Raw genomic sequence first — 20,110 nt, forward strand, 5'->3', positions numbered from 1 at the left:
TTAGCCTTCTTTCACCGATTTGCCATGAATGGTGACCTGACCACGAGAGCGGAATAACCTGATGAGATTCGATCTTCACTGCCATACCACTGCCTCCGACGGGGTGCTGAGCCCGGCCGAACTGGTGCGCCGCGCCGCCGAAAAACAGGTCGAGGTGTTAGCAGTTACTGACCACGATACCCTTGCCGGACTTGATGAGGTGCGCCGCACCATCGAGAACGAGCAACTGCCGCTGCGGCTGGTGAGCGGGGTCGAAATCTCCACCGGCTGGGAGCATCACGAAATTCATATCGTGGCGCTGGGGGTGGAAGAAAAAAATCCGCAGCTGACCGACTTTCTGGCCGGTCAGCTGGCACGCCGTGAGGCGCGCGCGCAGGAAATCGGGCGTCGTCTGGAGAAGTGCCTTATCCCGGGCACCTATGAAGAGGCCAAACAGCTCGCCGGTGATGCTGCCGTGACCCGCGCCCACTTTGCCCGGGTATTGGTGGCGCGCGGGGTGGCCGACAACATGCAGAAGGTATTCAAAAAGTACCTGAGCCGTGGCAATAAAGGCTATGCCCCGGCCGAGTGGCCCGAGATGCGCGAAGCAATCACTGCCATTCACGCTGCCGGCGGGCTGGCGGTGCTGGCCCACCCCAGCCGTTACGATCTCACCGCCAAGTGGATCAAGCGGCTGCTGGTGGCTTTCAAGGCGGCCGGTGGCGATGCCATGGAGGTCTCATTGCCCCAGCAGAGCCCGCAGGAGCGGGCCAATCTGGGCCAGTGGGCCAAGGATCACGACCTCTATATCTCGGTGGGATCGGATTTTCACTTCCCCTCCAACTGGACGGAGCTGGGCCGCCACCTCTGGCTGCCCAAAGAGGGAATGCCCGTCTGGCTGGCCTATCCCGGTCACTTTGGGCTCACCACTGAGCAACATGCAGAGCTGCTGGCGAGCCGGTAACGGCGCCAGCGAAATAGGGAACAAGCCGGGCAAGAGGGGATTCCCATAGTGTGGCTTGCCTATCCCGGTCACTTTGGGCTCACCACCGAACAACATGCCGAGCTGCTGGCGAGCCGGTAACGGCGCCAGCGAAGCGGCCACAAACAGGTTAAGGTAGTGTCATGGATCTTTGATCCGTGACCATACGAGCGGGCAGGTATTGCTGCCCCCATTGCGAGAACAAGCTATGAGTCAGCATTTTTACGTACATCCTGAAAACCCCCAGGCCCGACTGATCGGTCAGGCGGTACAGATCATCCAGAACGGCGGCGTTATCGTCTATCCGACCGACTCCGGTTATGCGCTGGGTTGCCAGATGGGTGACAAGGGCGCGCTGGAGCGCATCTGCCGCATCCGTCGCCTCGACGCCAACCACGACTTCACCCTGGTGTGCCGCGATCTCTCCGAGATCTCCACCTACGCCAAGGTCGACAACAGCGCGTTTCGCCTGATCAAGAACAACACCCCGGGCGCCTACACCTTCATCTTCAAGGCGACCAAAGAGGTGCCGCGCCGCCTGATGAACGAGAAGAAGAAGAGCATCGGCATCCGGGTGCCGGACAACAAGATAGCTCAGGCGCTCTTGGAAGCACTCGGCGAGCCGCTGCTCTCCACCACACTGATCCTGCCGGACTCCGAGATGGCCGAGTTCGATCCGGAAGAGATCTTCGACAAGCTGGGCAAGCAGATCGATCTGGTGGTCAACGGCGGTTATCTGGGTGAGCAGCCCACCACAGTGGTCGATTTCTCTGACGACGAGCCGGTATTGCGTCGTCGCGGCGCCGGGGACCCGACTCCGTTTGAGTGATGTCGCTGAACCGGTGACAGTTCCTTCCGCCGAGACGGGGACTGGCGCCGCGCTACCCATCGCGAAAGTCCTGGGGCAGCCCTATCACGAGTTGCCTCAGGACCTGTTCATCCCGCCCGATGCGCTGGAGGTGTTCCTCGATACCTTCGAGGGGCCGCTCGATCTGTTGCTCTACCTCATCCGGCGTCAGCAGCTCGATATCCTCAACCTGCCGATCCTGCAGATCACCGCCCAGTACATGGAGTACGTGGAGCTGATGCAGGGGCTCAACCTTGAACTGGCGGCGGAGTATCTGCTGATGGCGGCCTGGCTGGCGGAGATCAAATCCCGTCTGTTGTTGCCCAAAGCTCCGGAGCTGGAGGATGAAGAGGAGGGGGAAGACCCGCGGGTGACGCTTATTCGCCGCCTGCAGGAGTACGAGCGCTACAAGGTAGGTGCAGAGAGGGTCAATGAGCTGCCACGTGTGGAGCGGGAGATTTATATCGCCACTGCCTTGCCCCCCGATTTTGGTGCCCTCAAGCCACTGGCACCCGATGTTTCGCTGGTTGAGCTCGCCCTTTACATGCAAAGTGTGGTAAAACGCGCGACTCATTTCGAACATCACCAGATCCGCCGCGAACAGATCCCGACCCGGGTGCGCATGGCGGAGATCCTCGCCATGCTCACGCTGGGGCAGACCCTGCGCCTTGAGCAGGTGCTGCGCGCCGAAGAGGGGCGCATGGGGGTACTGGTGACGTTTCTGGCCCTGCTGGAGCTGTGCAAGGAGCAACTGATCTGGATCCTGCAGGCAGAACCACTCGGCCCAATTCATTTCGCATTGGCCGAGCAGAGCGAGGAGGGCAACCGTGGCGCTGCCCACTGAACGACTCAAGACCCTGATCGAAGCGGCGCTGTTTGTGGCCGGGCGCCCGCTCAATGTCAGCGAACTGAAAAGCAGCGTGCTGGCGGATTATCCGGTGACCAGTCGCTATGTTCAGCTACTGTTGGCCGAGATCAGGCAAGATTACAGCTCGCGGGGCGTCGAGCTCAAAGAGGTCGCCTCCGGCTGGCGCTTTCAGGCGCGTCAGGAGTATGCCGAAGAGCTCTCGCGGCTCTGGAGCGAGCGGGCGCCGCGTTATTCCCGCGCCGTGATGGAGACGCTGACCCTGATCGCCTATCGCCAACCCATCACCCGGGCCGAGATCGAAGCGATCCGCGGAGTGGCGGTGTCGAGCCAGATAGTTAATACCCTGAAAGAGCGTGGCTGGGTGCGCAGCATCGGTCACAAAGAGGTGGCAGGTCGCCCCGAGCTGCTCGCCACCACCAGAGAGTTTCTGGATTACTTTAATCTGCAGAGTCTGGAGCAGCTCCCCGAGCTGGATCCTGAGCTGCAACCCCTGTTGCCCTCTGCGGTGGACGGGGAGAGCGATGCCCGGTGAATGGCGCCCAAGCGTGCCGATGTCACCGAGATATACATTTTTCAACAGTGGCGAGTGCTCCAACCGGCGTTTGTTACAGTTAACCCCGTTGCCCCTTTTACCAGTGGGCAGCGATCAACAATCAGGTAACCCCGATGAGTGAAAAACTGCAAAAAGTGTTGGCCCGCGCGGGTCACGGCTCCCGTCGTGAGATGGAGGCCCTGATCACCGCAGGTCGGGTCAGTGTGGATGGCAAGGTCGCCACACTGGGGGATCGCGTCGAAGTGAACGCCGTGATCCGGGTGGATGGTCACCAGGTCAAGACCCGTGCCGCAGAGGAAGTGATCTGCCGCGTACTGGCTTACCACAAGCCGGAAGGGGAGATGTGTACCCGTCACGATCCGGAAGGTCGTCCCACCGTGTTTGATCGTCTGCCCAAGATGGAAGGTGCCCGCTGGATTGCGGTCGGGCGCCTCGACGTCAACACCTCCGGTCTGTTGCTGTTCACCACCGACGGTGAGCTGGCCAACCGTCTGATGCACCCGAGCCACGAAGTGGAGCGGGAATACGCTGTGCGCGTGTTTGGCGAAATCACCGAAGCCATGCTGCAGCGTCTGCGCAAGGGCGTGCAGCTGGAAGATGGCACCGCCAAGTTCAACAAGATCAAACCGGCTGGCGGTGAGGGTCTGAACCAGTGGTTCAACGTTACCCTGACCGAAGGACGCAACCGTGAAGTGCGCCGCCTGTGGGAATCCCAGGAAGTGCAGGTGAGCCGCCTGATGCGGATCCGCTACGGCGACGTCAAGCTGGACCGCGGCATCCCGCGCGGCGGCTGGCAAGAGCTGAAACTGCCGGAAGTGAACTACCTGCGCGGTCTGGTCAACCTGCCGCCGGAGACCGAATCCAAGGTCGATCTGCAGCAGGATGGCAAAACCAGCCGTCACAAGCAGGCCGCCCAGATCCGTCGCGCTGTGCAGCGTCACAAAGAGATGCAGGGCAAAGAGCCCCGCGCTCGCGCCACCACCGCCCGTCGCAAGCCGCAAGCTTCTACCCGCAACTCCGGTACCGGCAGCAAGTAAGCCGACAACCCGTTGCGAACTGCGGGCCGTCAAAGAGCGCGCAGTCGGCCAAGCAAAGGCCCGCACCAACTGGTGCGGGCCTTTTCATCTCTAGCGGGGGACCTCCAGCTGCCGGCTGGCTCCGGTCATATGGCAATGATTGCTCTCACACTCCTCAGTTGGCCGGTGTCATCCACTCTTTGTTGAAGTCGCGGATAAACATCTCTCCCTCTTCATTGCGGGCGGTGACCAGATAGAAGGTGACGTTCTGGCGAAACAACGAGAGGCGGTAGAGGGCGGCGTTGTCCTCCTCCGAGAGGTTCTTTTTCGAGGTGTCGTTGATGGGCACCAGATCGACTTTGCCCTTTTTCAGCAGTTCGACACACTGGTTGAGGCGGTTGGTGGTTCTGACGATCAGCTTCTGCTCGATGGTCACCCGCTCGATAGCATCGGAGAACCACCCCTTGGGCACGCAGGCGGTTTTCTGCTGCCAGGGCGGGGATTCCAGTCCCTTCTTGTCGGGCGTGGTGTACCAGGACTGGATATCAAAGGCGATGGGGGTACTGAACAGCAGGGTGTTGCTGCGCTCGTTGGTCCAGGTAAAGGGGAAGGCGGCGATGGCGTTGCCCAGCTCGATGTTTTTAAGCCCCCTCGGCCAGGGCTGGTAGGAGACCCTCAGATCCGGGTGGCCTGCCGCTTTGAGGGTGGTGAGCACCTTGCTCGCCAGCTCGCCGCCATTGGCCAGCGTCGCTGAAGAGTAGGGGGGCAATTCGCCGGTGATAATTACCGCACTCTGCACCGTGGCGGCCGGGAGCAGCGAGAGAGCAAACAGGGTGGCAAGAAAGCGAAGGGACGAGCGGAGGCGATAAGTGGCAGAGGGCGTGACCGGATAACGGATGTGCATGGCGGGTGACCTCACCTCTATCGATTGCTGACAGCGTAGCGGTTCTGGCAGGGAAAAAACAGACTCGATAAATGCTGTTGGTCGCGGCGTATGGCCCTTGGCGTTCCCTTTGGCGGGCGGAAGGGGTTGTGGCGGTTGCTCTGCTCCGGTGAGCTTGTTAGCCTGTGCGGCTCTGATAGAGGAGTGAACGATGAGCAAGGTACTTGATGAGCTGCTGGCGTTGCTGGCGCTGGAAAAAATCGAGGAGGGCCTGTTTCGGGGCCAGAGCCAGGATCTCGGTCTGCGGGCCGTGTTTGGCGGACAGGTAATGGGGCAGGCCTTGTCAGCCGCCAAGCAGACGGTCGAGACCGGCCGTCAGGTTCACAGTTTTCACTCCTACTTCCTGCGTCCGGGGGATGTGACCCGTCCCATCGTCTATGACGTGGAGAATATCCGTGACGGCCAGACCGTCTCCACCCGCCGGGTCAAGGCGATTCAGGGCGGCAAGCCCATCTTCTATCTCAACGCCTCGTTTCAGGTGCCGGCCGACGGCTTCGAGCATCAGGCGCAGATGCCGACTGGCATCACTCCGCCGGAGGAGCTCAAGAGCGAGCTGGAGCTGGTGCGCCCCTACGAGAACCTGATCCCGGCCTCCCTGCGGGACAAGATCCTCTGTGAGCAGCCCATCGAGATGCGCCCGGTGACCCTGGTCGACCCTATTCGCCCGACGGTGCAGGATCCGGTGCGTCACGTCTGGTTCAAGGCCAACGGCCAGATGCCGGACGATCTGCGGGTGCACAAATACCTGCTGGCCTACGCCTCCGACTTCAACTTCCTGCTCACCTCGCTGCAGCCGCACGGGGTGTCGTACTGGGAACCGGATATGCAGGTGGCGACCATCGATCACTCCATGTGGTTCCACCGGGATTTTCGCTTCGACGACTGGCTGCTCTACGTGGTAGACAGCCCGAGCGCCAGCAGCGGTCGCGGTCTGGTGCGCGGCCAGTTCTTTACCCGTGACGGGGTGCTGGTGGCGAGCACCATGCAGGAGGGGGTGATCCGCCGTCGCGGCAGTTAAGGCCTCAAAGCGGATAGCAAAACGGGGTGGCTGGGCCACCCCGTTTTCGTTGCTGCGATGTGGGCGGGCGCTGCGGGATCAGCCGCCGCGTTGGTACTTGAAGCGCTTCTTGCGCCGGTAGGGATAGACATCCTCGAACACCCCCACCTTGATGTTGCTCTGCAGCCTCTTCCAGTAGTTGGCGTCGAACATCTCCTTGTGCAGCTGCAGCATGATCTCCCGCACCTGCGGCTTTTGCAGCAGGAAGGTGGCGAACTCCTCGGGGAAGATGTCGTTGGGGGCCACCGAGTACCAGGGCTCGGCGCTCCACTCATCCTCGGGGTAGCGCGGCGGCGGGATCTGGCGGAAGTTGCACTCCGTCATGTAGCAGATCTCGTCGTAGTCGTAGAAGACCACCCGGCCGTGGCGGGTGACGCCGAAGTTCTTGAACAGCATGTCCCCCGGGAAGATGTTGGCCGCCGCCAGCTGCTTGATGGCGTTGCCGTACTCCTCCAGCGCGAGGCGGGTCTGCTGCTCGTCCGCCTTGTCCAGATAGAGGTTGAGGGGGATCATCTTGCGCTCGGTATAGAGGTGCTTGATCACCAGCTTGTCGTCGCTGATGGTGAGCGCCGAGGGTGCCACCGTCTTGAGCTCGGCAAGGAGCTCCGGCGAGATGCGATCCAGCGGAAACTCGAAGTTGGTGAACTCCTGGGTATCGGCCATCCGACCCACCCGATCGTGCTGTTTAACCAGCCGGTATTTTGCCTTCACCTGCTCGTGGCTCACATCCTTGGGTGGCGTGAACTCGTCTTTTATCACCTTGAACACCACATCGTAGGAGGGGAGGGTGAACACGCTCATCACCATCCCCTTGATGCCGGGGGCGATGATGAACTGATCCCGACTCTGGGCCAGATGGTGGCGGTAGTGGCGATAGAGCTCGGTCTTGCCGTGCTTCTGGCAGCCGATGGCGTTGTAGATCTCGTAATCGGGCTTGTGGGGCATGATTTGACGCAGGAAGGCGACAAACAGGGCCGGTTCGCGGGCATAGACCATGAAATAGGCGCGGGCGAAGCCAAACACGATGGAGGCGAGATCCGGCTCGAAGATCACCGTGTCCACATAGATGCTGTGGCCAGTGCTGAGCAGGGGCAGGATAAACGGGAACACCTGCTCCCGGGCCCGGATCAGTCCCACCAGATAGGCCCCCTTGTTGCGGTAGAACACCTCTTTCAATAGCTCGATGGCAAACGGCTCGTCATGGATAATTTGCGGGCCGTTCTCCGCAAGATGGCGGTGGATGTCGACAATATCCCGCTGCTTGTCCTCGTAGGGGAGGGTGAAGCTGTAATCCCCCAAAAGCTGGCTCAAGGTCTGCGGCAGGTGGGCGAGATCGGTGCGATAGATCCGCAGCAGGGCGCTCAGGTCCGGTTTTTCGCCACGGCTGACAAAGGGGTGGATATAGAGGTTCTCGTCACGGATATTGCGATGGCGAAAGATCCGGCGATAGACGGAGTTGAAGAAGGACTCCGCCACCTCGAAGTTGTCACAACGGGGCAGCAGATCGCTGAAGGCGCTTTTGACCCGCTTGAGCAACTCCTGGGTGGCGTGGTGCTCCCCCATCATCTGGCGGATGGAGCTGGCGGTGGCCCCCACATGGTGGTCATAGAGGCGAATACGCTCCCGTCCGGCGAGCTGTACCCCCAGCCAGTCACTGTTCTCGAAGCGGCTCTTGCTGCCCTGGGTTATCTCGAGAAACCGGCTGTAAAACGACTCGAAGCGTTGCAGGATAGTCTCGGCGACGGCCTGTTCCAATGGCTGCTGCATCTCTCTCTTCCTTGTGATCTGTCGGGCCGATAGCGCGAAGGATTGGGTGTAATTTGTTCACACGTCAGGCCACTATCGCAACATTCAAACGTCTGTTCAAGTGGCAATTTTCGGGGATAAACGGTAGATTGCGCCCCTGTTTTGGTGATGGTTTAGCGACTGTTTGCTGTCTGTTTGAGAGGCCGTCCGGCCTGTGAGGAAACCCGATGAAGCTCTATTTTGTCCTGGTGGCACCTGCCCGTCCTGCGAATGTGGGGGCGGCTGCCCGCGCCATGAAAACCATGGGATTCGATGCCATGCGACTGGTGGCGAGCCGGGTACACGAAGAGGAGGAGGCGAGCTGGGTAGCTCACGGCGCCCAGGAGATCCTGACTCAGGCCGAAGCGTTCGATACCCTGCCCGAGGCGCTGGCCGACATGGATCTGGTGATCGCCACCACCGCCCGTGAGCGCGGTCGCTACCAGCACTACCTCACGCCGGGGGAGATCCGCGAGCAGATCCGCAGCAAGCCTTCCCTCGGCAAGGTCGCCATCGTTTTTGGCTGCGAGGAGTCGGGGCTCTCCAACGAGCAGCTGGCCGAGGTCGATCTCATCAGCTATCTGCCCCTCAAGGTGAGCTACCCGTCTCTCAATCTGGGGCAGGCGATCATGCTCTACGCCTACGAGATGAGTCAGCTGATGGATGAGCTGAACGCCGACGGCGGCGCTGCGGTAGCAGAAAATTTTGATAATGCCGGGCAGGTTCGGGTGCTGAAAAGCAAAACAGCAGAAATTCTGGGTGAACTCGGAGTTTCGCAGGATGAAAAACTGCATCAGTGGGTGATGGACCGGGTGCCCATGCTGCCGCAGCGGGATTTGAACATGCTCCACCTGCTCTGCAAAGACCTTGCGCGCAAACTTGGCAAAGAGGTTTAAGTTGACAGCCCATCGCCCGCCGCGGTATTGCTAAAAGCCAGCTTCGTCAACGAGTGTTCGTCATGCAGTTATTCACCAACGTCATCACCACCACCATTATTACCGGTACCACCACAGGTGGCACTGGGGCCGGTTGATGCGCTGACGAACAAGCACAGAAATCAGAAAAGGCCCGTACCCACCCAGTACGGGCCTTTTTGTTGGATTGGTTTTTAGATTGAATTTCATAGATTTACAGGGAGAGAAAGCGATGAGAGTGTTGAAATTTGGCGGGTCTTCACTGGCCGATGCAGAACGTTTTTTACGGGTGGCCGATATCGCGGTCAACACCCACGGCCAATCTCAGGTAGCCCTGGTGCTCTCTGCACCTGCCAAGGTGACCAATCATCTGGTAGCGCTGGTGGAGCAGACCAGTCGCGGCATGGATGCCAGTTCCACCCTGTTTGAAGTCAACGGCATCTTCTCCCGCCTGCTGGCCGGGTTGAAAGCGGCCTATCCGGCGCTCGATGACAAGGCGCTGCTGGCCCGCCTCACCGCCGAGCTGGATCAGGTGGAGCGCCTGATGCAGGGCATTCGTCTGCTGGGCCTCTGCCCGGACAACGTGCAGGCGCGCATTCTGAGCCGTGGCGAGAACCTCTCCATCGCCTTTATGCACGAACTGCTGCGGGTGCGCGGTCTGGATCTGGAGCTGATCGTACCGGAAGAGCTGCTGGTCACCGACGGCGGCTATCTGGAAGCCCATGTCGATATCGAAGCCTCCCGCCTGCGCTTTGCCGCCAAGGGGCTGCGTAGCGACTGTCTTTACCTGATGCCGGGCTTTACCGGTGGCAGCGACAAGGGCGAGACCGTGCTGCTGGGCCGCAACGGCTCCGACTACTCCGCCGCCGTCCTGGCCGCCTGTGTCGATGCCGAGTGCTGCGAGATCTGGACTGACGTCGAGGGCTGCTACAGCTGCGACCCCCGTCTGGTGCCGGATGCCTACCTGCTGAAAACCCTCTCCTACAAGGAGGCGATGGAGCTCTCCTACTTCGGCGCCAAGGTGCTGCACCCGAAAACCATCGCGCCGGTGGCCCAGTTCCATATTCCCTGCCTCATCAAGAACAGCTTCAACCCGCAAGGTCCGGGCACCCTGATTGGCCCGGAGAGCGGCGACGATGACCTGAAAGTGAAGGCCATCTCGGATCTCTCCGGCATGTGCATGTTCAACGTCTCCGGCCCCGGCATGAAGGGGATGGTCGGCATGGCCGGTCGCATCTTCTCCGCCGTCTCCCGCGCCGGGGTCAGTATCGTGCTGATCACCCAGTCCTCTTCCGAGTACAGCGTCAGCTTCTGTATCCACAGCTACGACAGCGAGAAGACCCGCAAGGTGCTGGAGCGCGAGTTCGAGCTCGAATTCAAAAACCAGCTGCTGGAGCCGCTGGATATCATCAGCGATCTTGCGATCATCTCCCTGATCGGTGACGGCATGCGTACCAGCAAGGGGATGGCGGCCCGCTTCTTCACCTCGCTGGCGCAAGCCTCCATCAATATCGTCGCCATTGCGCAGGGCTCCAGCGAGCGCTCCATTTCGGCGGTGGTGCGGGATCGCAAGGTGGCGGAAGCCATCAAGGCGTGCCACCAGAACTTCTTTGGCAGCCAGCAGTTTATCGATCTCTTTGTGGTCGGTGTCGGTGGCGTCGGTGCCGCGCTGGTGGATCAGATCGCCCGCCAGCAACCGGTTTTGGCCGAGCAGGGCACTGGCCTTCGCGTGGTCGGCATCGCCAACAGCCGCCAGATGGCGGTCAACAAGGATGGCCTGAACCTCGCCAACTGGCGCGAACAGTTGGCGGAAGCCCGTGACAGCTTCTCGCTGGAAGGGGTGAAAAAGCTGGTGGAAGATAGCCACATCATCAACCCGGTGATCGTCGACTGCACCTCCTCCGAGGCGGTGGCTGTCCAGTATGCCGACTTCCTCGCCGCCGGTTTCCATGTGGTCACCCCGAACAAGAAGGCCAACACCGGTTCGCTCGATTACTACAAGGCGCTGCGTCGCACCGCCCGCCAGACTCGCCGCAAGTTCCTGTACGAGACCAACGTCGGCGCCGGTCTGCCGGTTATCGAGAACCTGCAGAACCTCATCATGGCCGGTGACAAGCTGCGCGCGTTTGACGGCATCCTCTCCGGTTCCCTCTCCTTTATCTTCGGCAAGCTGGACGAGGGGATGGCCTTCTCCGAGGCGACCAAAATCGCCCGCAGCAACGGCTTTACCGAGCCGGATCCCCGCGACGATCTCAACGGCATGGATGTGGCGCGCAAGCTGCTCATTCTGGCTCGCGAAGCCGGCATGGCGCTGGAGCTCTCCGATGTGGAGGTGGAGCAGGCGCTGCCGCCCGGATTTGACGTCAGTGGCGATGTCGAAGCCTTTATGGCCCGCCTGCCGGAGGCCGACGGCTGGTTCCGCGACCAGTTCGCCGCAGCGCAAGCTCAGGGCAAGGTGCTGCGCTATGTGGGTTCCATCGAGGGTGGCAAGTGCAAGGTCGCCATCAAGGCGGTCGGGGCCGACGAGCCGCTGTTCAAGGTCAAAGACGGGGAGAACGCGCTCGCCTTCTTCTCCACCTACTACCAGCCGATCCCGCTGGTGCTGCGCGGTTATGGCGCCGGTACCGAAGTGACTGCGGCGGGCGTCTTTGCCGACGTGCTGCGCACCCAGAACTGGAAGCAGGAGTTGTAAGCATGAGTTCAGACATGTACCCCTCTTATATGACTGAAGGCGGCAGCGTAGTCGCCTACGCCCCCGCCTCCAGCGCCAACCTGAGCGTGGGATTTGATGTACTGGGGGCGGCGCTCGCCCCCGTGGATGGCTCTCTGCTCGGCGACCGGGTGCAGGTAAAAGCGGCTGACGTGCCGTTCGCCCTCTCATCCGTGGGCCGTTACGCCCACAAGCTGCCGGATGATCCGAAAAAGAATATCCTCCACGACTGCTGGGTCGCCTATGGCGCGGCGCTGGAGAAGCGCGGCCTTAAACTCAAGCCGCTCGAAATGGTGCTGGAGAAGAACCTGCCGGTGGGCTCTGGTCTGGGTTCCAGCGCCTGCAGCGTGGTGGCGGCCCTTGAGGGGATCAACGCCTTCCACGGCGCGCCCCTCGATGAGCACGACATGCTGCTGCTGATGGGTGAGATGGAGGGGCGCATCTCCGGCTCCGTTCACTACGACAACGTCGCCCCCTGTTATCTCGGCGGCATGCAGCTGGTGGTGGAGGAGGCGGGCGTTATCAGCCAGGGCATCCCGGTGTTTGACGAGTGGTACTGGGTGGTTTGCTACCCGGGCACTGTGGTCTCCACCGCTGCCGCTCGCGCCATTCTGCCGGCCCAATATCGCCGTCAGGATTGCCTCACCTATGGCCGCCGCCTGGCTGCCTTTGTCCACGCCAGCTACACCGGGCAGGAGCCGCTGGCGGCGAGCGTACTGAAAGACGTGATTGCCGAGCCCTACCGCGCGGCGCTGATCGAAGGCTTTGCCGAGGTGCGGGCGCAGGCGGCCCAGAACGGGGCGCTCGCGACCGGCATCTCCGGCTCCGGCCCCACCGTGTTTGTGGTGATGAAGGAGCTGGCGCAGGCCGAGCGGATGAAGGATTGGATGGAAGCACATTTCGTGCAGAACGAAGATGGATTTGCCCGGGTCTGCAAACTGGACATGGCCGGGGCACGGGTAACAGGAAGCGAGCTATGAATCTCTACAACATCAAGGACAACAGCGAACAGGTGAGCTTCGCGCAGGCGGTGCGTCAGGGCTTGGGTCGCGAACAGGGGCTCTTCTTCCCCGAACAACTCGAACCGCTCGCCGATGTGAATGCCCTGCTCGATCTGCCGCTGGCCGAACGCTCTGCCCGCATCCTCAGCCACCTGCTGGGGGACGAAGTGCCCGCAGCGAAAGTGAGCGAGCTGATCAATGCCGCCTTCACCTTCCCGGCGCCGCTGGTCAAATTGAAAGATGGCACCTATGCCCTTGAGCTGTTCCACGGCCCGACCCTGGCGTTCAAGGATTTCGGCGGCCGCTTTATGGCCCAGTGTCTCGCGGCGTTCAGAACAAATGACAAGATCACCATCCTCACCGCCACCTCCGGCGACACCGGCGCCGCCGTGGCCCACGCCTTCTACGGGCTGGAGGGGATTGAAGTGGTGATCCTCTATCCCAAGGGCAAGATCAGCCCCTTGCAGGAGAAGCTCTTCTGCACCCTCGGCGGCAATATCCGCACCATCGCCATCGACGGCGACTTCGACGCCTGTCAGGCGCTGGTAAAACAGGCCTTTGACGACGAGGCGCTGAAAAAGGCCATTGGCCTCAACTCCGCCAACTCCATCAATATCAGCCGCTTGCTGGCGCAGGTTTGCTACTACTTCGAGGCGGTGGCCCAGCTGCCCAAGGCCGATCGCGCCAAGGTGGTGATCAGCGTGCCGTCCGGCAACTTCGGCAACCTCACCGCAGGTCTTATCGCCAAGGCGCTGGGGCTGCCGGTGAAGCGCTTTATCGCCGCCACCAACGCCAACGACACTGTGCCGCGCTACCTGAAAACCGGTCAGTGGGAGCCATACCAGACAGTGGCAACCCTGTCGAATGCCATGGATGTCAGCCGCCCCAACAACTGGCCACGGGTAGAAGAGCTGTGCCGTCGCAAGGGTTGGGCGCTGGAGACCCTGGGGTCAGGCATGCGTGACGACGCCCAGACCCGCGATGCCCTGAAACGGCTGCACCAGCTGGATTACCTGTGCGAACCCCACGGCGCCATTGCCTGGGATCTGCTGGGTGAACAGCTGGCCGAGGACGAAGTGGGGGTGTTCCTCTGCACCGCTCATCCCGCCAAGTTCAAGGAGTCGGTGGACGAGATCCTGAGTCTCGATGTACCGCTACCCGGCCCGCTCGCCAAGCACGCCGAGCTGCCACTGCTCTCTGTTAATTTGCCAGCGGAGTTTGCCCGGTTAAGGGCATTTTTGGTGGGCTAAGCCGTTGAGCTGAGATAACCGATAGAAAGAAAAATCCCCCGGTGACGGGGGATTTTTTATGGCATTATATTTTAGCTAGCTCACGCATGACCTTGTCTCGCATCTTCATAAAGCGACCTAGCGTTTGGTCAAAGCCACGATCACCATAGAAAGCATAACTATCAACGCCATATTCAGCAGTAAGCTTTAATTTCTTCCTTAATTTAGATATGTATTGTTTGTCATAATCTTCTTTACCTTTACTTCCTTTCTGCAGGATGGTTGTTACTACATGATCATTTTTTATTACATCATGAGTTCTTCCCATACAGTCAGATACGTCAAATCCAAATCCAACCAATATTTCTTTTAGGTCTGAAAATTTAAGTTGGTTTTCACCATGTTTACGCCGCCTTGAATTAGTCATAAGCCAGCTTGAAATTATGCGCAGTTCATCGGTTCGATCTTCTGATAATTCATGTGCAGCAGCTTTTCTAGTAAATTCAAATAACTCCTCATCAGAGGCGGAGTTAAGTAGGTAACCATTTTCACTTAGATACACAAGAGTAGATAGAAGAGCCACACGTTTATTTCCATTATGAAAGCAATGATTGTTTATTAATGAGTGAAATAATGCAGCAGCTTTATCAAATATACTTTCGTAGGCGTCAACCCCTCCCGCACTCATAAATGGTCTATTCACTGCAGAGTCCAATAAAAGTTCATTCTTTATTCCAGGTGGAGATACTGGGTCATCACTATCACTAAAATAGTTTGTCAGATAATCGTGAGTGAAAATAACTTTCTTTGTATTCATAATGTTCTCATAATTATGTTTGGCTATCACAGTTCACAGTTCACAGTTCACAGTTCACAGTTCACAGTTCACAGTTCACAGTTCACAGTTCACAGTTCACAGTTCACAGTTCACAGTTCACAGTTCACAGTTCACAGTTCACAGTTCACAGTTCACAGTTCACAGTTCACAGTTCACAGTTCACAGTTCACAGTTCACAGTTCACAGTTCACAGTTCACAGTTCACAGTTCACAGTTCACAGTTCACAGTTCACAGTTCACAGTTCACAGTTCACAGTTCACAGTTCACAGTTCACAGTTCACAGTTCACAGTTCACAGTTCACAGTTCACAGTTCACAGTTCACAGTTCACAGTTCACAGTTCACAGTTCACAGTTCACAGTTCACAGTTCACAGTTCACAGTTCACAGTTCACAGTTCACAGTTCACAGTTCACAGTTCACAGTTCACAGTTCACAGTTCACAGTTCACAGTTCACAGTTCACAGTTCACAGTTCACAGTTCACAGTTCACAGTTCACAGTTCACAGTTCACAGTTCACAGTTCACAGTTCACAGTTCACAGTTCACAGTTCACAGTTCACAGTTCACAGTTCACAGTTCACAGTTCACAGTTCACAGTTCACAGTTCACAGTTCACAGTTCACAGTTCACAGTTCACAGTTCACAGTTCACAGTGAAACCTAAATTTAATTTGGTTTTTGATTTTCTATTGCTACGGTACTGAGCGTATTTTGGAAATCATCTCTCCCATTTGTTGGGCTTCGCTTCGCTACGCTCAGCACCAACCTACGAATTGCATAAACCACTGTTCAAAACCTACGCTAACGCCCGTGGATTACAGCTTCCGACATGCTCATTGACCAGCGAGGGTGATTGTTAATCGCTGATTAATAGGCATCTTTTGAGGATGTTAAGCTATTTTACTCTGGACACACCAGTTAAAATGACTGGATTGTCACTAGTTGCTTATTTATTGTTCTTTTGGGCGATATCACGGCTGGCCAGTTGATCCGCATGCCACTTGATTTTCTTGGGGTTGGCGGGCGTGGGTTGGAATAGGGTGGCTGGCTTGCCGTTGAGGAAGGGCTGGCTGGGGACAATCCCGCTCAGCCAATCGGCGCTATAGTGCGGGCGATGGTGGCCCTGTGCTCCGCTCCCAAGCTGGCGAGGCGGGGGATCTGCGGCAACAATCAGCTGTTGTAGTCACAGCCATTTGCAACACATCGTCATGCAAATATGACCATGCAAACACATCACCTGATAGAGAGGAGATCTCCCATGAAGCGTACCATCCTGTTCGGCCTGCTCTGCGGCAGCGTGCTGCTGGCCAATCCGGTTTTTGCCAACGACACAGCCCAGTTGCAGTGCGAGGCGCAGGCCGCGGCCAAAAAGCTTAACGGCGCCGCCAAGACCAGCTTTGTCGGCAAGTGCGTGAAAGATGCCGCTGGCGCCGCAACTGGCGAGTGCGAGAAGGCGGCCGCCGACAAGAAGCTGGCCGGTGCGGCCAAGAACAGCTTTATCCAGAAGTGCGTGAAGACGGGCGCGGCGGTGGATCCGGCGGCCAAGTGCGAGAAGGCGGCGGCCGACAAGAAGCTGGCTGGCGCAGCCAAGAACAGCTTTGTCCAGAAGTGCGTGAAGGATAGCGCTGCCAAGTAAGGCATTTTCTCATCCGGTGTGTTTGCGGGGGGCCATCAGGCCCCCCGCGCTTTTTGGGGCGCACTGATAGCGCAACGCACAAGCCTTGTATCGGGGCTGCAATAGCGACACTATTGACTCCTTTTATGGATTCCGCAGAGGCGCAGCCATGACCTGCCGTGACCGGACGAGGGGTTGGTGAGCCGCATTTGTGCGGGATTACGCGCGATAAGGGAGCAAAGCAGGATGATGGAAGGGACGCAATGGCGCTGGCTCAATGAACCGGCCCAGTGGCACCAGACAGAGGGCGGTTTGCAGGTGGTGACAGACCAGCAGACCGATTTTTGGCGCAGCACCTGGTATGGCTTCGAGCGCCACAGTGGCCATCTCTATGGCTGCGAGGTGGCGGGGGAGTTTACCTTTCAGGTCTGCGTCGAGGGGGAGTTCACCACCCTCTACGATCAGGCGGGGCTGATGCTGCTGCAAGACGAGGCGCACTGGCTGAAAGCGGGGATCGAGTACAACGATGCCCAGCCTATGATCGGTAGCGTGCTGACCAATCCGCGCTCTGACTGGGCCACCGGTATTTTCCCCGGCAATCCGCGCCGCTTCTGGCTGCGGCTGACCCGGCTGGCGGACTGCCTGCGTTTGCAATACTCCACCGATGGCAAGGTGTGGCCGCTGCTGCGCCTCGCTCCGTTCCCGCCAAGCGAAAGTTGCTTTATCGGGGTGATGTGCTGCACGCCGGAGCGGCAGGGGCTGGCGGTGCGCTTCTCTGACTTGCGCCTCACGCCGCCTCTTGGCAAGGCGCTCCATGATTTGAGCTAGGCCAGCGGTTTTGCCTGCGACATTGAGCCAATAAAAAAGCGCCCGCAGGCGCTTTTTTCATTTGGCTGGTAAGGCCTCAATTAGCTGATCAGGCTGGCCCACAGGTCATATTCGTCGGATTCGTCGATCCGCACTTTGACCATGTCGCCCGGCTTGAGGCCGGTTTCGCCGTTGAGGTAGACCAGACCGTCGATCTCCGGCGCATCGGCGAAGGAGCGGCCAGTGGCACCCTCTTCGTCCACCTCGTCGATGATAACGGTCATCTCCTGACCCACTTTGCGGGCCAGTTTGCGGATGGAGACCTGCTGTTGCAGCTCCATAAAGCGCTGGAAGCGCTCTTCCTGAATCTCTTCCGGTACCGGATCCGGCAGCTCGTTGGCCAGCGCCCCTTCGACCGGGCTGTATTTGAAGCAGCCGACGCGATCCAGCTCTGCCTTATCGATAAAGTCCAGCAGCATCTGGAAATCTTCCTCGGTCTCGCCCGGGAAGCCGACGATAAAGGTGGAGCGCAGGGTGATCTGCGGGCAGATCTCGCGCCACTTCTGGATCCGCTCCAGGGTGCGCTCGACGGTACCCGGGCGCTTCATCAGTTTCAGGATGCGCGGGCTGGCGTGCTGCAGCGGGATGTCGAGGTAGGGCAGTACCTTGCCATCGCGCATCAGCGGGATGACGTCATCTACGTGCGGGTAGGGGTAGACGTAGTGCAGACGTACCCAGATGTCGAGCTTGGCCAGCTCTTCGCACAGGGCCACCATGCTGGTCTTGACCGGCATGCCGTCGTAGAAACCGGTGCGGTGTTTCACATCGACGCCGTAGGCGGAGGTGTCCTGGGAGATCACCAGCAGCTCCTTCACGCCCGCCTCTTTCAGGCGCTTGGCTTCCGCCAGCACGTCGCCGATGGGTCGGCTCACCAGATCCCCGCGCATGGAGGGGATGATGCAGAAGGTGCAGCGGTGGTTGCAGCCCTCGGAAATCTTCAGATAGGCGTAGTGGCGCGGGGTCAGCTTGACACCGTGTGCCGGAACCAGACTGGTGAAGGGGTTGTGCTGCGGCTTCTCCACATATTTGTGGACGTGACCCAGCACCTCTTCATAGGCGTGGGGGCCGGTGATCTCGAGCACCTTGGGGTGGATCTCGCGGATCTGATTCTCTTTGGCGCCGAGGCAACCGGTGACGATCACCTTGCCATTCTCGGCCAGCGCTTCGCCGATCGCTTCCAGCGACTCTTGCACCGCGCTGTCGATAAAGCCGCAGGTGTTGACGACGACCAGCTCGGCATCGTCATAGCTGGGCACCACATCGTACCCTTCGGTACGCAGCTGGGTCAGGATGCGTTCTGAATCGACCAGGTTTTTGGGGCAACCCAAGGAGACGAATCCTACTTTGGGGGCCTGTTTTGTGTTGGACATCGCTCAATCACTCTTAGGTGGCTCTTCTTTAAGGGCGCGGATTTTACCGGAATGGTTAACCAAAAACTATACAGCCAGCATGGCAGAACCGAACAATATCTCCGACCAGGCAAGATTGGGCCGCACCAACAGTAGTTGATGGCGCGCCCTTGGTAGGGCTATTGCCTCTGCCATGCAGGTTGGTTGTGGGGAAGCTGCTTTGTTGATTTTCCTCTCAATATTGATCTGGTGACAGAGAGGAGAGCACCGGGAGTCACTATACTCCCGGTACGGGAACCCGTTGGAGAAGGCGATGGAAAGTTCATTTGGCGAAAAAATGCAGAGCGTACATGCCACGCTCAGGCAGCGCTTTGACAAGCTGAGTCGGGTGGCCATCGCGATTTACGATCCCCATACCGATCAGCTCAAGACCTTTGCCCACAGCACCGAGGGGCCCTCGCCACTGGTGCAATATGAGGTGAAGCTGAGCGATGTTCCCTCCCTGAGTTATCTGGCGGAGCACAAGCAGCCCCGGGTGCTCGGCAATCTCGACGCCCTGCGTGGCTCGGCGTCAGAGCACAGCCGCAAGGTGCTGGAGGCGGGTTATGCCTCCAGCTATACCGAGCCACTGCTGTTCAACAGCAAGCTGTTTGGTTTTCTGTTTTGCGATGCCATGGAGCCGGGATACTTCGAGGAGCCGATCCGCAGCGAACTGTCGGCCTATGCCCAGGCGCTCTCGGCCATCATTGCGGTTGAGTTTTTCTCCATCCAGACCCTTGGCGGCGCGTTGACCACGGCGCGGGAGTTCAGCCGCTATCGGGATGAGGAGACCGCCAACCATCTGCACCGGATGTCGGCCTACTCTCGGCTGATTGCCAAGACGCTGGCCCCGACTTGCGGGCTGAGCGATGAGGAGGTGGAGTTTATCTACCTCTTCTCCGAGCTGCACGACATCGGCAAGATCGCGGTGCCGGATGCCATTTTGCTCAAGCCGGGCAAGCTGACGCCGGAAGAGTTCGAGATCATGAAGATCCACCCCGGCAAGGGGCGGGAGATGATCAGTCTGATGATCAACGAGTTTGGTCTCGATGGCATTCACCACACTGACATGCTGACCAACATCATCGCCAGCCATCACGAGCGTTTCGACGGGACCGGCTATCCGCTAGGGCTGGCGGGGGAGGCGATCCCGCTGGCAGCACGCATCGTGACGGTGGCCGATGTGTTTGATGCTCTTACCAGCGAGCGCCCCTACAAGAAGGCATGGCCGTTCGAGACGGCATTTGCCTATCTGGAGGAGCATGCCGGCAGCCAGTTTGATCCCGCCTGTGTCGCCGCAGCCCTGCACAACAAGGCCGAGTTTTATGCCATCTATCAGCAGTATCAGGATCCGGCCTGCACTCCGAGTGTGCCGGCCAGCGGCGCAGAGCCGGGTTGAGCGTGTGTGATGAGCTTAAGGGGCAATACGGAGGATCATGCATGAATGGAAAGCGTAACAAGAGAGGGGGCACCAGCAGGTGCCCCCTCTCTTTTATGCGCCTCTCGATTCCACGCGC

At 59.1% G+C, this 20,110-nt stretch carries 18 protein-coding genes; 14 read left to right on the plus strand and 4 right to left on the minus strand.

The window, feature by feature from the left end; all coding sequences use genetic code 11:
- Positions 1 to 61 precede the first annotated feature (61 nt).
- The 5 genes from AB5Y99_RS13185 to rluB all read left to right on the plus strand — a co-directional run bounded on the left by AB5Y99_RS13185 (position 62) and on the right by rluB (position 4,266).
- A complete protein-coding gene (locus AB5Y99_RS13185) occupies positions 62 to 943 on the plus strand; it encodes a PHP domain-containing protein (protein ID WP_323891003.1) in 882 nt (293 codons plus the stop codon).
- Between the two features lie 226 nt (positions 944 to 1,169).
- On the plus strand, positions 1,170 to 1,790 hold the full coding sequence (locus AB5Y99_RS13190) for an L-threonylcarbamoyladenylate synthase (RefSeq protein ID WP_005338129.1): 621 nt from the start codon (positions 1,170 to 1,172) through the stop codon (positions 1,788 to 1,790).
- The gene (locus AB5Y99_RS13195; protein ID WP_162517490.1) at positions 1,783 to 2,652 is read left to right on the plus strand and encodes a ScpA family protein; all 870 of its coding nucleotides are present in this window, start codon (positions 1,783 to 1,785) and stop codon (positions 2,650 to 2,652) included. The genes AB5Y99_RS13190 and AB5Y99_RS13195 overlap by 8 nt, the downstream gene beginning before the upstream one ends.
- Positions 2,636 to 3,208, plus strand: coding sequence for an SMC-Scp complex subunit ScpB (gene scpB / locus AB5Y99_RS13200; RefSeq protein WP_005350230.1), 573 nt, complete (start codon positions 2,636 to 2,638; stop codon positions 3,206 to 3,208). Before AB5Y99_RS13195 ends, scpB begins: the two co-directional genes overlap by 17 nt.
- Positions 3,209 to 3,342: 134 nt before the next feature.
- Positions 3,343 to 4,266: a 23S rRNA pseudouridine(2605) synthase RluB gene (gene rluB, locus AB5Y99_RS13205; protein ID WP_005347347.1), complete on the plus strand. Its 924-nt coding sequence runs from the start codon at positions 3,343 to 3,345 to the stop codon at positions 4,264 to 4,266.
- 154 nt (positions 4,267 to 4,420) lie between these two features.
- Here rluB and AB5Y99_RS13210 read toward each other — a convergent pair whose 3' ends face one another.
- On the minus strand, positions 4,421 to 5,149 hold the full coding sequence (locus tag AB5Y99_RS13210; protein WP_265784249.1) for a transporter substrate-binding domain-containing protein: 729 nt from the start codon (positions 5,147 to 5,149) through the stop codon (positions 4,421 to 4,423).
- Between the two features lie 190 nt (positions 5,150 to 5,339).
- Between AB5Y99_RS13210 and tesB the strand changes: the two genes are divergently transcribed.
- Positions 5,340 to 6,206 (plus strand): acyl-CoA thioesterase II, encoded by an 867-nt coding sequence (gene tesB, locus AB5Y99_RS13215; RefSeq protein WP_005338122.1) that lies wholly within the window; start codon positions 5,340 to 5,342, stop codon positions 6,204 to 6,206.
- 78 nt (positions 6,207 to 6,284) lie between these two features.
- Here the strand turns inward: tesB and aceK are convergent, their stop codons facing one another.
- Entirely contained in the window at positions 6,285 to 8,012 is a 1,728-nt protein-coding gene (gene aceK, locus AB5Y99_RS13220; protein WP_199416634.1) for a bifunctional isocitrate dehydrogenase kinase/phosphatase, read from the minus strand.
- A 206-nt stretch (positions 8,013 to 8,218) separates the two neighbouring features.
- Between aceK and AB5Y99_RS13225 the strand changes: the two genes are divergently transcribed.
- From AB5Y99_RS13225 to thrC, 4 genes are all read left to right on the plus strand, one after another.
- Positions 8,219 to 8,926, plus strand: coding sequence for a tRNA/rRNA methyltransferase (locus AB5Y99_RS13225; RefSeq protein WP_323891007.1), 708 nt, complete (start codon positions 8,219 to 8,221; stop codon positions 8,924 to 8,926).
- Positions 8,927 to 9,176: 250 nt separating this feature from the next.
- Complete coding sequence (gene thrA / locus AB5Y99_RS13230; protein WP_368209860.1) at positions 9,177 to 11,636, plus strand: bifunctional aspartate kinase/homoserine dehydrogenase I; 2,460 nt, start codon at positions 9,177 to 9,179, stop codon at positions 11,634 to 11,636.
- A gap of 2 nt (positions 11,637 to 11,638) precedes the next feature.
- Positions 11,639 to 12,634, plus strand: coding sequence for a homoserine kinase (gene thrB, locus AB5Y99_RS13235; protein WP_368209862.1), 996 nt, complete (start codon positions 11,639 to 11,641; stop codon positions 12,632 to 12,634).
- Positions 12,631 to 13,905 (plus strand): threonine synthase, encoded by a 1,275-nt coding sequence (thrC, locus tag AB5Y99_RS13240; protein WP_368209863.1) that lies wholly within the window; start codon positions 12,631 to 12,633, stop codon positions 13,903 to 13,905. Before thrB ends, thrC begins: the two co-directional genes overlap by 4 nt.
- Positions 13,906 to 13,969: 64 nt before the next feature.
- On the opposite strand, the gene AB5Y99_RS13245 is transcribed toward thrC, so the two are convergent.
- Positions 13,970 to 14,701, minus strand: coding sequence for a type II toxin-antitoxin system death-on-curing family toxin (locus tag AB5Y99_RS13245; protein WP_323909902.1), 732 nt, complete (start codon positions 14,699 to 14,701; stop codon positions 13,970 to 13,972).
- Positions 14,702 to 14,716: 15 nt separating this feature from the next.
- On the opposite strand from AB5Y99_RS13245, the gene AB5Y99_RS13250 reads away from it, so the two are divergent.
- The 3 genes from AB5Y99_RS13250 (at position 14,717) to AB5Y99_RS13260 (ending at position 17,166) form a co-directional block, all read left to right on the plus strand.
- Positions 14,717 to 15,427: a carbohydrate-binding domain-containing protein gene (locus AB5Y99_RS13250; RefSeq protein ID WP_368209865.1), complete on the plus strand. Its 711-nt coding sequence runs from the start codon at positions 14,717 to 14,719 to the stop codon at positions 15,425 to 15,427.
- Positions 15,428 to 15,981: 554 nt separating this feature from the next.
- On the plus strand, positions 15,982 to 16,359 hold the full coding sequence (locus AB5Y99_RS13255) for a hypothetical protein (protein ID WP_033115842.1): 378 nt from the start codon (positions 15,982 to 15,984) through the stop codon (positions 16,357 to 16,359).
- Between the two features lie 225 nt (positions 16,360 to 16,584).
- On the plus strand, positions 16,585 to 17,166 hold the full coding sequence (locus AB5Y99_RS13260; RefSeq protein WP_368209866.1) for a DUF1349 domain-containing protein: 582 nt from the start codon (positions 16,585 to 16,587) through the stop codon (positions 17,164 to 17,166).
- 80 nt (positions 17,167 to 17,246) lie between these two features.
- Here AB5Y99_RS13260 and rimO read toward each other — a convergent pair whose 3' ends face one another.
- Positions 17,247 to 18,575 (minus strand): 30S ribosomal protein S12 methylthiotransferase RimO, encoded by a 1,329-nt coding sequence (gene rimO, locus AB5Y99_RS13265; RefSeq protein ID WP_021231199.1) that lies wholly within the window; start codon positions 18,573 to 18,575, stop codon positions 17,247 to 17,249.
- Between the two features lie 292 nt (positions 18,576 to 18,867).
- On the opposite strand from rimO, the gene AB5Y99_RS13270 reads away from it, so the two are divergent.
- Positions 18,868 to 19,992 (plus strand): HD-GYP domain-containing protein, encoded by a 1,125-nt coding sequence (locus tag AB5Y99_RS13270; RefSeq protein ID WP_216979177.1) that lies wholly within the window; start codon positions 18,868 to 18,870, stop codon positions 19,990 to 19,992.
- Positions 19,993 to 20,110: the final 118 nt, after the last annotated feature.

The organism is Aeromonas sp. R4-2, assembly GCF_040908295.1.
GTDB lineage: Bacteria > Pseudomonadota > Gammaproteobacteria > Enterobacterales > Aeromonadaceae > Aeromonas > Aeromonas veronii.

What these genes read in the sequence shown, in the direction of transcription:
- AB5Y99_RS13185 (WP_323891003.1), top strand. Translation starts at nt 62, where the DNA reads ATGAGATTCGATCTTCACTGCCATACCACTGCCTCCGACGGGGTGCTG.
- AB5Y99_RS13190 (WP_005338129.1), top strand. Translation starts at nt 1,170, where the DNA reads ATGAGTCAGCATTTTTACGTACATCCTGAAAACCCCCAGGCCCGACTG.
- rluB (WP_005347347.1), top strand. Translation starts at nt 3,343, where the DNA reads ATGAGTGAAAAACTGCAAAAAGTGTTGGCCCGCGCGGGTCACGGCTCC.
- AB5Y99_RS13210 (WP_265784249.1), bottom strand. Translation starts at nt 5,149, where the DNA reads ATGCACATCCGTTATCCGGTCACGCCCTCTGCCACTTATCGCCTCCGC.
- tesB (WP_005338122.1), top strand. Translation starts at nt 5,340, where the DNA reads ATGAGCAAGGTACTTGATGAGCTGCTGGCGTTGCTGGCGCTGGAAAAA.
- aceK (WP_199416634.1), bottom strand. Translation starts at nt 8,012, where the DNA reads ATGCAGCAGCCATTGGAACAGGCCGTCGCCGAGACTATCCTGCAACGC.
- AB5Y99_RS13225 (WP_323891007.1), top strand. Translation starts at nt 8,219, where the DNA reads ATGAAGCTCTATTTTGTCCTGGTGGCACCTGCCCGTCCTGCGAATGTG.
- thrA (WP_368209860.1), top strand. Translation starts at nt 9,177, where the DNA reads ATGAGAGTGTTGAAATTTGGCGGGTCTTCACTGGCCGATGCAGAACGT.
- thrB (WP_368209862.1), top strand. Translation starts at nt 11,639, where the DNA reads ATGAGTTCAGACATGTACCCCTCTTATATGACTGAAGGCGGCAGCGTA.
- thrC (WP_368209863.1), top strand. Translation starts at nt 12,631, where the DNA reads ATGAATCTCTACAACATCAAGGACAACAGCGAACAGGTGAGCTTCGCG.
- AB5Y99_RS13245 (WP_323909902.1), bottom strand. Translation starts at nt 14,701, where the DNA reads ATGAATACAAAGAAAGTTATTTTCACTCACGATTATCTGACAAACTAT.
- AB5Y99_RS13250 (WP_368209865.1), top strand. Translation starts at nt 14,717, where the DNA reads ATGTTTGGCTATCACAGTTCACAGTTCACAGTTCACAGTTCACAGTTC.
- AB5Y99_RS13255 (WP_033115842.1), top strand. Translation starts at nt 15,982, where the DNA reads ATGAAGCGTACCATCCTGTTCGGCCTGCTCTGCGGCAGCGTGCTGCTG.
- AB5Y99_RS13260 (WP_368209866.1), top strand. Translation starts at nt 16,585, where the DNA reads ATGATGGAAGGGACGCAATGGCGCTGGCTCAATGAACCGGCCCAGTGG.
- rimO (WP_021231199.1), bottom strand. Translation starts at nt 18,575, where the DNA reads ATGTCCAACACAAAACAGGCCCCCAAAGTAGGATTCGTCTCCTTGGGT.
- AB5Y99_RS13270 (WP_216979177.1), top strand. Translation starts at nt 18,868, where the DNA reads ATGGAAAGTTCATTTGGCGAAAAAATGCAGAGCGTACATGCCACGCTC.